The organism is Nisaea sp. (genome assembly GCF_039990255.1).
Lineage (GTDB): Bacteria > Pseudomonadota > Alphaproteobacteria > Thalassobaculales > Thalassobaculaceae > Nisaea.
On sequence record NZ_JBDXGG010000022.1, the window covers coordinates 195,762 to 208,698 of the forward strand.

General features: G+C 57.0%; 11 protein-coding genes. 6 read left to right on the plus strand and 5 right to left on the minus strand.

From position 1 onward, the window contains the following. Positions 1–6: 6 nt before the first annotated feature. The 3 genes from ABJ076_RS20245 to ABJ076_RS20255 are packed head-to-tail and all read right to left on the minus strand — an operon-like array spanning position 7 to position 3,591. On the minus strand, positions 7–1,092 hold the full coding sequence (locus ABJ076_RS20245) for a chemotaxis protein CheB (RefSeq protein WP_348193091.1): 1,086 nt from the start codon (positions 1,090–1,092) through the stop codon (positions 7–9). Beyond that, entirely contained in the window at positions 1,089–1,919 is an 831-nt protein-coding gene (locus ABJ076_RS20250) for a protein-glutamate O-methyltransferase CheR (protein WP_348193094.1), read from the minus strand. Before ABJ076_RS20250 ends, ABJ076_RS20245 begins: the two co-directional genes overlap by 4 nt. Continuing rightward, entirely contained in the window at positions 1,900–3,591 is a 1,692-nt protein-coding gene (locus ABJ076_RS20255; RefSeq protein ID WP_348193096.1) for a methyl-accepting chemotaxis protein, read from the minus strand. Before ABJ076_RS20255 ends, ABJ076_RS20250 begins: the two co-directional genes overlap by 20 nt. Before the next feature lie 625 nt (positions 3,592–4,216). Between ABJ076_RS20255 and urtA the strand changes: the two genes are divergently transcribed. The 5 genes from urtA (at position 4,217) to urtE (ending at position 9,811) form a co-directional block, all read left to right on the plus strand. Further along, positions 4,217–5,431, plus strand: coding sequence for an urea ABC transporter substrate-binding protein (gene urtA, locus ABJ076_RS20260; protein ID WP_348193509.1), 1,215 nt, complete (start codon positions 4,217–4,219; stop codon positions 5,429–5,431). Between the two features lie 78 nt (positions 5,432–5,509). Next, a complete protein-coding gene (urtB, locus tag ABJ076_RS20265) occupies positions 5,510–7,171 on the plus strand; it encodes an urea ABC transporter permease subunit UrtB (protein WP_348193099.1) in 1,662 nt (553 codons plus the stop codon). Positions 7,172–7,174: 3 nt separating this feature from the next. After that, the gene (urtC, locus tag ABJ076_RS20270) at positions 7,175–8,353 is read left to right on the plus strand and encodes an urea ABC transporter permease subunit UrtC (RefSeq protein WP_348193102.1); all 1,179 of its coding nucleotides are present in this window, start codon (positions 7,175–7,177) and stop codon (positions 8,351–8,353) included. Next, a complete protein-coding gene (urtD, locus tag ABJ076_RS20275; protein WP_348193104.1) occupies positions 8,350–9,114 on the plus strand; it encodes an urea ABC transporter ATP-binding protein UrtD in 765 nt (254 codons plus the stop codon). The genes urtC and urtD overlap by 4 nt, the downstream gene beginning before the upstream one ends. A 1-nt stretch (position 9,115) precedes the next feature. Further along, positions 9,116–9,811, plus strand: coding sequence for an urea ABC transporter ATP-binding subunit UrtE (gene urtE, locus ABJ076_RS20280; RefSeq protein WP_348193106.1), 696 nt, complete (start codon positions 9,116–9,118; stop codon positions 9,809–9,811). Between the two features lie 6 nt (positions 9,812–9,817). On the opposite strand, the gene ABJ076_RS20285 is transcribed toward urtE, so the two are convergent. Together ABJ076_RS20285 and ABJ076_RS20290 are read right to left on the minus strand one after the other, a co-directional pair. Beyond that, positions 9,818–11,713, minus strand: coding sequence for an ATP-binding protein (locus tag ABJ076_RS20285; protein ID WP_348193109.1), 1,896 nt, complete (start codon positions 11,711–11,713; stop codon positions 9,818–9,820). A gap of 163 nt (positions 11,714–11,876) precedes the next feature. Next, positions 11,877–12,062 (minus strand): hypothetical protein, encoded by a 186-nt coding sequence (locus ABJ076_RS20290; protein ID WP_348193112.1) that lies wholly within the window; start codon positions 12,060–12,062, stop codon positions 11,877–11,879. A 121-nt stretch (positions 12,063–12,183) separates the two neighbouring features. On the opposite strand from ABJ076_RS20290, the gene ABJ076_RS20295 reads away from it, so the two are divergent. Continuing rightward, positions 12,184–12,849, plus strand: coding sequence for a glutathione S-transferase N-terminal domain-containing protein (locus ABJ076_RS20295; protein ID WP_348193114.1), 666 nt, complete (start codon positions 12,184–12,186; stop codon positions 12,847–12,849). Positions 12,850–12,937 lie beyond the last annotated feature (88 nt).

A 12,937-nucleotide genomic window follows, 5' to 3' on the forward strand; every position in this document is an offset into this window, starting at 1 on the left:
GCGCCCTTATTTAGGCAGATTAAGCGTGACGCCGGAGATCCACCCCGCGATTTTCTGTAGCGGGAGAACTGTATCCGCCGCTTTCTCCTCGAAGGCTACTTTGGGCATGCCGTAAACGACGGAACTGGCTTCGTCCTGGGCCAGGGTCCGTGCGCCGTGACGACGCATTTCGAGCAAGCCCTCGGCGCCGTCCCGGCCCATGCCGGTGAGGATCACGCCGACGGACTTCTTGCCGAGTTCCTGCGCTGCCGATTTCATCATCACATCGACCGCGGGACAATGACCGCCGATGCGTTCGTTTTCGCCGAGAGCAGTCCAGATACCCTTGTTGCCCTTACGCAGCCGGAACTGCTGGTCACCTGGGGCTACAACCGCAAGACCCGGGCGAAGTGGCTGGCTGTCGTGGGCCAGAGTCACATCGATCGCACATGACTGATCCAGTCGCTTTGCGAAATCCTCGACATAATCTTTGGGCATATGCTGGACGATGGCGACCGGCGGGCAATTCTTATCGAGGCCCGATAGCACGGTCATCAAGGCATCGGTGCCGCCGGTAGACGCGCCAATGCAGATCACGACACCAAGATAAGGAGCTCCTAAATCTTCCGGCGGCCGTTGCATCGCTGGCTCGGAGGATGTCTGTACTCGCACTGGCGCTGGGCGCGGTGCGGCTGGCGCCTGTGCGGATCGCGGGCGATCTATGCGGGCTTGACGCAGGGCGGACTCAATACGGGAAGAGGCTGCCGTGAGTTCCGAGCGGATGTCGAGCTCGGGAATGGAAATCAGTTGCCCAGACGGAATTTTCAGTTGTGCGGCAACCGTCCGGCCTTCCGTGCTTTCTCCGGCTGTGACCAGCAGGAGCGGGCGCCCGCAGGCTTTGGTCAGCTCGAACACATTTTTGAGGCTGGGATAGTCGTTGTCTCGGGCGGCGAGCACCACGATCTCGGCTCCGGCCAAGCGCTCTGGCGTGGCGCGCGTCTGCGACACCGCGATGACTTCGGTATCACCGATAAGGGGCGTTATCGTTTCCGTCACGACCTTACGAAGCAGTGGGTCCGAAGCGACAACGAGAATACCGTTTTGTCCGCTCAAGTGGCCTTCTTCCTGAAGATCGCGGGGCGGATCTGATCCAGATAAATTCGTGCATGATCCGGGTTGTCTGTATGGCCAATGAAGAGATAACCGCCAGGCGCAAGCATCGAGCTCAGGTTCTTCACCAAGTTTTCCCGGGTCGTATCGTCGAAATAAATCATCACGTTCCGGCACAAGATCAAATGAAAGCGGCCACGTAACATTTCGAGCGGTTCGGTCAGGTTGAGCCAACGGAACATCACATCGTCGCGTACCTGCTTTACCACGCGATAGGTGTTGTCGCCGAGAAATTCTAGATATTTTTGCTGCCAGGCCATTGGCATATGGCGGAAAGCCTCAGCTCTGTACTCGCCGATGGCGCCCCGGCGCAGGGTCGCCTTGGCAATATCTGTCGCCAGGACGCCTGCATCCAGATCCTGGTAATGCGGTCCGAAATACTCCCGCATCGCCATGATGATCGAGTAGGCTTCCTCGCCCGCCGCCGCAGCCGCACTCCAGATACGAATATCTTTTGTCCGCTGCTTCTCAAGTTCCGGCAATACGGTCGAGGCTAGGAATTCAAAGTGCGCGGGTTCCCGGTAGAAGTAGCTGTGATTGGTCGAAAGGTGCTCGACCAGATTGATCAGCAGGTCCTCGCGCCCGTCGCTTCGCGCGTCACGCAAAAGGTCCGGAATGGATTCATGACCGGTCTGGCTCATGAAGGCGCGCAGGCGCGAATCCAGGAAACTTTCCGCATTTGCTGGAACGATTATCCCGAATTTATAATGCGCCAGACGGCGGAGTTCGTCGAACTCCGCCGTGACCGGATTAGTATTTTCCAAAGTCACCTGACGTAATCTTGTCGTCCTGTTCCGGGGAACGTTCTCCGTCGCTTCTTGCTTCGGATTGGGCTGGGGTTTTGCTTACCGGTTTCTGTTTGGCCGGTGCGTCACCTTCGCTCAATTTGAAGCGTGAGACGGATTCTTGCAGCTCACGGCCCCGGCCGGCGAGGGCGCCGGACGTCGCCGCCATCTGCTGTGCTGCCGCCGCATTCTGCTGAATAACAGTGTTCAGGCGATGGATGGCAACATTGATCTCGTCCGCTCCGACAGATTGCTCCTCGCTGGCGGCGGTGATGCCCTGAACCAGGTCTTTCGTCCGGGTGATTTCCGGCAGTAGATCGTTCAAAAGACGGTTCGTGTTCTCGGCTGCTTCACGTCCGTCTGCGGATGCATCCTGGATCTCGCTGGCGGCCTGCTTGCTGATTTCAGCCAAGCGGGAGACTTCGGACGCAACAACCGCGAACCCGCGTCCGTGTTCACCGGCGCGAGCCGCTTCAACGGAGGCGTTGAGGGCCAGAAGTTCGATCTTCCGGGTGATTTCCTCGACGACGAGTATCTTGTCGGAAATATCCTTCATGGCGGCGGCGGTCTGGGTCATTGCTTCGGCACAACGCCCGGCCTCACCGGCCATGCGTTCGGATGCCTTCTCTGTCTCTTCCGCGTTTTTCGCGTTCTGTCGGATACCGGCGGTCATTTCCTCCATCGCGGCAGATGTTTCCTGAACGCTCGATGCCTGATCGTTCACGCCGTCCGATACCTGCTGTGCGGTCTGGCGCAACTCGCTACTGCCGGAGGTGACACCGCCTGAAGCCGTTTTGATGGTGCCGAGCATGCCCTGCAGGTTTTGCTGCATGGCATCGATCGCTTTCAGCACGCGGCCGATTTCATCGCTTGAAGAAGTGACATTGACCGGAACGGAGAGGTCGCCGGCTGCGAACCTGTCAACGGTCCTGACCGCGTCATTCAGGCGCCGGCGAATACTGATGGCGAGCGGGATGCCGGTGATCAGGGAGAGGCTGACAGCAATGATTGCGGCGATGCTGAGGCTGCTGATCGCCAAATTCTCGGCGCTCTGGATCTCCTCGACCGATCCCTGGGACAGGACATTGACCTTGTTCAGCAACTCATGCACACGTGAACTGACGATCACCTGGGTCTCTTCAATCTTGTTCATATGAGAGCTGAGGTGCGACAGTCGGGGAATGCGCCCCCCCGCAGCTTTGATCAAGGATTTGAGCTGGGTAATAACCGTGTTGCCGGTCTTCGTGATGTGGTCGTGCGCTTCTTCTATCTCGGCCAGCAGCTTTTGGATTTCTGCATAGCGAATGCCGCGGTCTCCACCTGCTTCGACAATCGGTGAAAGTAACAGATTTACTGACGAGAGGTGCTCGTTGACGGCGGTGCCGTGTTCTACAAACTGCGCAATGTAATCGTCCGCCGCGTCGCCGCGTCCCTGTCCGGCGATCGATATAGCGATATGAAGGGCCATTTCCTGTTTGAGCTGGCTTTCGACAATCGAACCAACCAGCACAGAAACCGGTGTGTCGGTCAGGATTATCTGGTCTACCTGACTTTTAACTGCGGTCATCGTCCAGATTGAAAAACCGGCGAATGCGCAAAGCGCGGTGGCCATAAAGACAACCAGCGCCATGAGTTTCGTAGACATATTCAAAGACATTTAAGCGGCCCCCTGATGTTCTTCGAATGGCCCCGCGCAGCCCAGGCGTTCTGTCGGGCAAATCCATGTGCGAGGATTAGTATATCTTTGTGATTCCGCCTGTGCAGCCACATTGTTGATTATTCGTTGATATTTCTTGGCATTTTATCGATTTCTTCTCTGAGAAGTCGAGAACCGCGCTCTTCCGGCTCTTTCATATAGGTCTGGATACCTCTGAATTTTGCGGGTTTAGCCAAAGCTTGAAGAGTGCAGAGTTGCGCCGCAGCATCTCCATGGCGAGGGCTGGAATTCCCAAGAAGGATACGTAGTTGTCTTCCTGAAAGGGTCGCAATGTGGAGATCTGTTACCATTCGGTCAAAAAACAGGCAGTGCTTAATATTGGTGCAAATATAACGGGCCAATTCATAACTTTATATTTTTCCTTATGTCGGTTGCTTCTTCTATCAAATTGATAAAAAACGACTTTATTTGATTCATTCCTAGTGCGGGAACTGTGGCACAGCGCTTGCTGTTTGTTGTGCGGTGCAACAACAATCCTGAACCTGGGAGAATAAAAATGGGGAAGCTCACAAAGTGGAAAAGCGCCCTTGCGGCAACGGCCTTCGGGCTGGCTGCAACGGCCGGCATGGGGGCGGCGCAAGCGGCGGATACGATCAAGGTCGGTATCTTGCATTCGCTGTCCGGAACCATGGCCATCAGTGAAACCACATTGAAGGACGCTATGTTGATGCTCATTGATGAGCAGAACAAAAAAGGCGGCCTTCTCGGAATGCAGCTCGAGCCGGTGGTTGTCGATCCGGCCTCCGATTGGCCGCTTTTCGCGGAAAAGGCTCGTGAGCTGATTTCCAAGGAGGGGGTAGCCGTGACCTTCGGTTGCTGGACCTCCGTGTCCCGCAAGTCCGTACTGCCGGTATTCGAAGAGCTTAATGGAATGCTCTTCTATCCCGTACAGTATGAGGGTGAGGAATCCTCCCGGAACGTTTTCTACACCGGTGCCGCGCCGAACCAGCAGGCGATCCCGGCGGTTGACTACATGCTCGGCGAAGAGGGCGGCGAAGCGAAGCGCGTCGTCTTGCTCGGGACCGATTACGTCTATCCGCGCACGACAAACAAGATCCTGCGTTCCTATCTGAATGCCAAGGGCATCGCCGATGCCGACATCATGGAAAACTACACGCCGTTCGGTCACTCCGACTGGCAGACCATTGTCGCTCAGGTGAAGGAATTCGCCAGCCAGGGCAAGAAGACCGCTGTTGTCTCCACCATCAACGGTGATGCCAACGTGCCGTTCTATAAGGAACTGGCCAATCAGGGCATCAATGCGGAAGACATTCCGGTTGTCGCTTTCTCCGTCGGTGAGGAAGAGCTTGCTGGTCTCGATGCGGGTCCGCTGGTCGGCCACCTCGCCGCATGGAACTACTTCATGTCGGTCGATACGCCTGAGAACGATGCGTTCATCAAAGCCTGGCACGCCTTTATCAAGGATGAGAAGCGTGTGACCAACGATCCGATGGAAGCTCACTATATCGGCTTCAAGATGTGGGTGCAGGCGGTCGAACAGGCCGGGACCACCGATGTCGATGCGGTGCGCCAGGCGATGTACGGCCAGACCGTCAAGAACCTGACCGGCGGTGTCGCGGTGATGAACACCAACCACCACCTCTCCAAGCCGGTGCTGATCGGTGAAATCCTCGAGGACGGACAGTTCGAAATCGTCTCCGCCACCGATGATGTGGTGATCGGCGATGCATGGTCCGACTTCATCCCGGAAAGCGCCAAGCTGACCGCCGACTGGACCTATCCGTGGGTCTGCGGCAACTGCGAGACGCCGCGCTTCTAAAAATGTCCGGACCGGAGCGCGGGACGTCCCGCGCTCCGGAACCGTTTGAACCACGCGCAGGGATGGGAAGGAATTTTGATGTCCTTAAGGCAATGGATGCGCGGGGGCGCACTCCGGCTCTTAATGGTTTTCTGGGCACTTGCGGTTCTGGTGCCGCATTCCGGTGCGTTGGCCGCTGAAGATCTCGGGTCGCTTGTTACCGAGCTCGGTGCGGCGAGCCTTTCTAAGAAGCAAGCTGTCGTCGATCGTATGGTCGCGACAGGCGCGCCTGAGGTGGTCCCTATCCTGGAAGCTTTGGTCGGCCGTGGCCTTTATAAGCGCAAGAGCGATGACAAAATGGTTATCGGCCGGAAGGCAAGTGGCGGGAAGCTTCTCCTGATCGATCCCCTGACAGGTTCCGAACTTGGAACGGTCGGATCGCGTGAGGTGAAGCGGGTCAAAACGAACAACCGGCTCCGCTCATCTGTCAAAGCCGTTATGGGCACCCTGACTCTGATGAGCCCGGACCCGCAGCGTCGATTAGAGGCCGCGGACGGGCTTTTGAAGTCGAGCGATCAGGCCATGCTGTCATTGATCGACACGGCGCTGGCCAAGGAAACGGATGTGGCGGTCAAAAACGCGCTGCAACTGGCGAAGGCCTCCATCAAGTTGCAGTCCGCGAGTGCCGAAGAGCGCTTGGCGGCGGTGCAGTCCCTTGGTGACAGAACAGACCCGGAAAGTCGGGTCATGCTCTCCAGGTTATTGCTAAAGGACGGTGAGGTCTGGCGCGAACCTGATGAAAGAGTTCGGGCAACTGCAGAGAAAACGCTCTCTTCGATGGAGAGCAGGCTGCAAATGTGGCGCACTGTCGAACATCTCTATCAGGGTATCAGCCTTGGCTCTGTCCTGTTGCTCGCGGCCATGGGGCTGGCCATCACTTTTGGAGTGATGGGTGTCATCAACATGGCACATGGCGAGATGGTCATGCTCGGCGCCTACACAACCTTTGTCGTTCAGGAAGTGTTCCGATCCCTGGCGCCGGGCCTCTTTGACTGGTCGCTCGCGGTGGCTCTGCCAGCCGCCTTCCTGGTGTCGGCGCTTGTCGGCATCGCCATGGAACGGGGATGTATCCGGTTCCTCTATGGTCGGCCGCTTGAAACGCTGCTGGCGACCTGGGGAATCAGCCTCGTGTTGCAACAGACCGTGCGCTCTATCTTCGGGCCGACCAACCGGGAGGTTGGCGCGCCGGAATGGATGCAGGGTGCTATGGAATCCGTCGCTGGTATCACGCTGACCTATAATCGGCTCTGGATTATCCTGTTTTCGCTCTGTGTGCTCGGCGCCGTCCTACTGGTCCTCAAGAAGACGGCGTTCGGTTTGCAGATGCGGGCGGTCACGCAGAACCGCGAAATGGCGCGGGCCATGGGCATTCCGACCGGCCGGGTCGATGCCATGACCTTCGGTCTTGGCTCGGGCATTGCCGGTATCGCGGGGGTCGCCCTCAGCCAGATCGATAATGTCAGTCCCAATCTCGGACAGGCGTACATCGTGGACAGCTTCATGGTTGTGGTGTTCGGCGGTGTCGGCAATCTCTGGGGCGCTTTTGCCGGAGCAATGTCGCTCGGTGTCGTGAACAAGCTCCTGGAGCCATGGGCCGGCGCAGTGCTGGGCAAGATCCTGGTGCTGGTGGCGATCATTCTTTTTATTCAGAAACGGCCTCGTGGATTGTTTGCGCTGCGCGGCCGTGCCGTGGAGTCCTGAGCCATGTCGCTGTTGCAACGCCTCTATGCGCCGCAATCCCAGGAACCCGGAAAGGGCCGATTGGCGAGCGCCATTCTGCTCACCATTCTGGCCGCAATCGCGATCCTGGTGCCGATCCTTAATCTGACGCTCCCGGCGGACTCGGCTCTTCATGTACCGACTTATCTGGTCAGTCTGCTCGGCAAGTACCTCTGCTTTGCCATGCTGGCGCTCTCAATCGATCTTATCTGGGGATTCTGCGGCATTCTCAGTCTCGGTCACGGTGCCTTTTTCGGTCTCGGCGGCTATGCCATGGGTATGTATATGATGCGGCAGATCGGCGACCGGGGCGTCTACGGTAATGCGGAGTTGCCTGACTTCATGGTCTTCCTGAACTGGAAGGAATTGCCCTGGTACTGGTACGGCTTCGACTTCTTCCCATTCGCCGTGGTGATGGCGTTGTTCGTTCCGGGGCTGTTGGCCTTTGTGTTTGGCTGGTTGACCTTCCGTTCACGGGTCAGCGGGGTCTATCTCTCGATCATCACCCAAGCGATGACCTACGCGATGATGCTGGCTTTCTTCCGTAACGATATGGGTTTCGGCGGCAACAACGGTCTGACTGATTTCAAGGATCTGCTGGGTTTCGATCTGCAATCGGATAACACGCGGGCTGTGCTGCTGGCGTCGACATGTGCCGCCCTGGCCGGGTGTTATCTGATGTGCCGCAGCATCGTCGCCTCCAAGCTCGGTCGTCTGATCACAGCGATCCGTGACGACGAGGCACGGGTCCGTTTTCTTGGGTACCGGGTGGAGAATTTCAAACTCTTCGTCTTCGTGCTCTCCGCGATGATCGCTGGCCTTGCGGGCGCGCTCTACGTGCCGCAGGTTGGCATCATCAATCCGGGCGAGTTCGCTCCGGCCAATTCCATTGAGGCCGTGATCTGGGTTGCTATCGGAGGTCGCGGCACGCTGTACGGCGCGATCGCTGGCGGCGTGCTGGTCAATTACGCCAAGACCGTGCTCACAGGGGTTATCCCGGAAATCTGGCTGTTCGCGCTCGGTGGCATGTTTATCGCCGTCACTCTGTTTTTCCCGAAAGGCCTCGTCGGCAGCCTGCCTGCCGCGATTGACTGGGTGAAGCGGCGGATGGGCAAACGGAATCCTCCTGCATCCTCACCCCTTGCAGAGGAGCCCGGGCAATGAGCGTTTCCGGAAGGTCCTCATATTCAGAGTCCCAGCTCTATGTCGACGGGGTGACGGTCAGCTTCGATGGCTTCAAGGCGTTGAACAACCTGAGTTTCGTCGTCGAGCCGGGTGAGATGCGGGCGATCATCGGGCCGAACGGTGCCGGCAAGACAACGATGATGGACGTCATCACCGGCAAGACGAAGCCGGACGAGGGATGGGTGATTTTCAAAGGCGATATCGATCTCGGAAAACGGGACGAGGCGGCGGTCGTCGCGCTCGGTATCGGCCGGAAGTTCCAGCGCCCGAGTGTGTTCGAGAACCATTCGGTATTCGACAATCTGGAGCTCGCCATCAAGTCGGACCGGGGCACTTTCGCCTGCCTGTTCGATAGGCTGGACACGGATCGCAGATCGAAGATCGAAAGCACGCTGGAGCGGATTGGCCTTACCGGTGAGCGCGATCAGATGGCGGGCAAGCTTTCGCACGGTCAAAAGCAGTGGCTCGAGATCGGCATGTTGCTGGTACAAGACCCAGAGCTTCTGTTTCTCGATGAGCCTGTGGCCGGAATGACCGATGCCGAGACCGAGGCAACGGTCGAGCTATTGCGGGATTTACGAGGGGAGCGCTCCATTGTGGTTATTGAACATGACATGGCATTTGTTCACGCGCTCGGCGTGAAGGTCACGGTTCTGCATGAGGGGTCGGTGCTGGCCGAAGGGTCCATGGATCAGGTGCAGAATGATCCTCATGTCATTGAAGTCTATCTGGGGCGCTGAGATGCTGAAAGTTTCGGGACTGCATCTCCACTATGGCGCCAGCCATGCGCTGCGGGGCATTGATCTTGTTGCGGAGCGTGGCAAGATCACCTGCGTTCTTGGGCGAAACGGGGTCGGCAAGACCAGCTTGATGCGGGCGGTGACCGGCTTGGAAAGTCCCAGTGCAGGCAGCATCCTCTGGGACGATATCGATCTGTTGGCGCTGCCAGTGCACCGACGGGCTTCTGCTGGTGTTGCCTTCGTACCTCAAGGGCGGGAAATTTTTCCGTTGCTGACGGTCGAAGAAAATCTGAAATCCGGGTTTGCCGCCTTACCCCGCGCGAAGCGTTCGATCCCGGACGAGATTTTCGATCTATTCCCGGTGCTGAAGAAAATGATGAAGCGGCGCGGCGGTGATCTCTCCGGCGGTCAGCAACAGCAACTCGCCATCGCACGCGCATTGGTGCTGCGCCCGAGCCTGCTGGTTCTCGATGAGCCCACTGAGGGTATCCAGCCATCAATCATCAAGGATATCGAACGGATCATAGCCCTGTTGGCCGCGCGCGGGGATATGGCGGTAATCTTGGTTGAGCAATATTTTGAGTTTGCTCGCGATCTGGCAGATGAAATCGCGGTGATGGACCGTGGGGAGATTGTGCTCTCGGGGGCGAAAACGGCGCTCGCGGAAGACGATGTCCGCGGCCATCTGACGGTCTGAAAGAGGTCAGTCTGTGGCGTCCATATCCTGCGTCAGCGACGTGTCTTGACCAACTCGCGGCAGAATGACCGTCACGCATGTGCCCATACCTACTTCGCTGTCGATCATGAAGGTGCCGCCGAGGAAATGTGTCAGGGACCGGACAATGGACAGTCCCAGACCGGTGCCTTCCTTCGCCACATGGGGATGGATGGATGAGTGAGAGAACGGCTCCGCGATTGTCGGCAGCCGGTCTTTTGAAATTCCGACACCGCTGTCTTCAATTCGGAAAATAATCTCGCTTCCGTCAGCTTCCGCTGTACAGCGGATTTTCCCGCCGGCAGGGGTAAATTTCACGGCATTGGACAGCAAATTCAGGAGGATTTGCCGAACCGAACGCTCATCCGCGATCATCAGGTCAGATGCCATTTCGACTGAAGTTGAGATCGCAATAGCCTTGTCCTTCGCCAGACCTTCCACTTGCGAGATGCTATGTGTGAAGACAGCGCCGATGCCGACTTCTTCAAGCGTCAGGGTGCGCTTGCCAGCTTCGATGGCGGAGATGTCTAGAATATCGTTCACCAACTCCAGCATATGCTGGCCGCTTTCATGAATGGCTCCGGAATACTCTGTCAGGCGTTCCACTGCCATAGCTCTGGTGTTTGGTAGCGTGAGCAGGGAACTGAAGCCGATGATGGCATTCAATGGCGTCCGGAACTCGTGGCTCATCGTCGCCAGGAATTCCGATTTGGTCCGGTTCGCGTTTTCTGCTCTTTGCAAGGCTTCGTTTCGGGCTTCGGCAATGAGTCGCTCGTTGGTAACGTCAGCGCCGGTTCCGCGATATCCGATAAAGGTTCCAGCTTCATCGTAGAACGGCCTGCCATTTATGCTGACGGTTTTGCGAACGCCAGGCTGTGACTCTATATCGTACCGGAAATCGCGGAACTGCCGGCGTTGTTCGATGATCTCATTGAAACCTTTCCATTTCGCCGTGTTGGCGTCCTCGGAGGCGGTTTCCTCTAGAGTTCGGCCGTAGATCTCTCCACTACGTTTGTTAAGGGTTTTGGTGAAGCTGGCGGAAATGTAGCTGATGCCTCCGTCACGATCGGTTTCCCAAAACCAGTCCGACGAGATTTCAGCAAAGTCCTGGAACCGTTTCTGGCTCCTGAACAGCTCGCTGGCTGTGAGGTCCCTCACTTCGGTATTGCGGGTGATATCGCGCATAAGGCGGGCGCCGCTGGCTGCGATTTCCCGGTATTCCAGAAAATCGTAATCGCTGGCTTTTGGCAGCGGGCTCTGCTTTGGGGCGTCTGCATTCAGATGCCGATAGGCGTCGGCTAGCTTTAGCAGAGGCCGGGTCACATAACGTTGTGAGATAAAGAACAGTATAGCGGCGAGCGCAGCAATGCCGGCCATCATGGAAAGAAGAGCCACGACGAGACGTTTCTCCCACTCCTCCGATACCTGCCAAGAGGACGCTTGAATCCGAAGAAACCCTACCGTGACGCCTGGTTCGGCCGGATCGCGGAGTTCAACAGCTTCAGCATGCGTGATTGTGGGAAAGAGGGTCGGACCCCAGCGGTCTTCCTCGGGCGTCAGTGTGCGTTCTTCGCTGATGAGAACGGCGCCGGTTTGGTCCATTAGTTCGACGGATATGATTGCTTCGAAATGCAGCAGGCCGGTGGCGATTTGCGTGGCCAACTCAAGGTCCTGGCTAACGACGGCAAAAGACGCGGTCTTCTCAAACGCCTGTAATGCCTTTTCCGTTGTTTCGAACAAGCTTGACCGCAGTCCGAAATACTCAAGAACAGACTCGCCGATGCCAATGGTCAGCCCAAGAAATGCAGCAACGATGAAAACCAACCGGGCTTGATGACCACTGACGCTTTTTACGTTGGAGGGGCGTATCGGGTTGGTGCTCATGTCCTGACCTTACATAAGACGGGCAGGTATGGCTTAAAGCGCAGTAAAGGGGCATTTCCGAAACTGGGCGACCGTCGTTGTTTCATGTTTTTATTCATGCTTTGGAACAGATGGCACTCCTTCTCCGCTGAAGGCCTGAGATCAGCTGAATGTCTGCAAGTGTCTACGTAATGGGTTGAAAACTCAAGATTGGTGGAGATTGCTTATTGGAAATAGGCGATCCAGCCTGGATATCGTAGATGTCGAGCTTAGCACTGCTGTCTTCCAGCTCTTTTGCACACCCCCAGGCGATCGATAGATCGTTCGCGATGCCGATGATCAGTGCTGTTGTACCTTCGTCCGAGAACATCGGGTCACTTTGAGTAATCGGAGATGTCTAAATATGTTGCGGCGCACAAAATGTGATCAGGTCGCCGGCGGCAGGCTTCAGCAAGCGTTGTCTGGTGACGCGAAATCTGTTGGGATCGATCATGCTTCAGATTTATACCATCCCTGTCAGTCTCTATTCCGCTAAGTTGCGGATTTTGCTGCGGCACAAGCAGCTCGCTTGGGAAGAAGTACTGCCGCCGGGTGGCTATGGATCGATCGAATACAGACAGATCGTTCCCGCCGGAAATCTGCCTGCGCTGAGGGACGGGAGCCTGTTACTAGCCGACTCCGAGGCCATCGCCGAATACCTCAATGAAGTGCATCCCGAGCCCCCGATGCTGCCGGACACAGCGGCCAGCCGGGCAACCGTTCGGGAGCGCTCCCGTTATCATGACACGCGGCTCGAGCCTGCCGTTCGGGCCTTGTTTCAGTATATCCCTGAATGCAAACGGGGCGGCTTCGAAGCAAGGCATCATATGGGCGTTCTGGTGGACCGGCTGGAGAGCCTTGGACATTTGCTGGAGAAGGCGCCCCCATCCTCCACGCTTACTTTGGGGGATTGCGGTTTTCCAGTGACGCTATGCTGGCTTGACCTGCTCATACCGCTGCTTGGTCTTCATGTCGATATTCCGGTGCGGGTACTGGAATATCGCGATAGCCTTCATCACCATAAGGCTGTCGTTGAGGAGATGGCGGATTATCGCCCAAAGCTTGAGGCATGGATAAAGCAACGGGCGGTGGAAGAAGCGTCTTTGCCCAACATTTGAGCAGGATTGGGTGTTTTGCCCGTGGCGTGGGCGGCTATCAGTAACCTGTCAGTGAGGGGAGCCTGGCTGTGTTTTCTAACTATCTGAA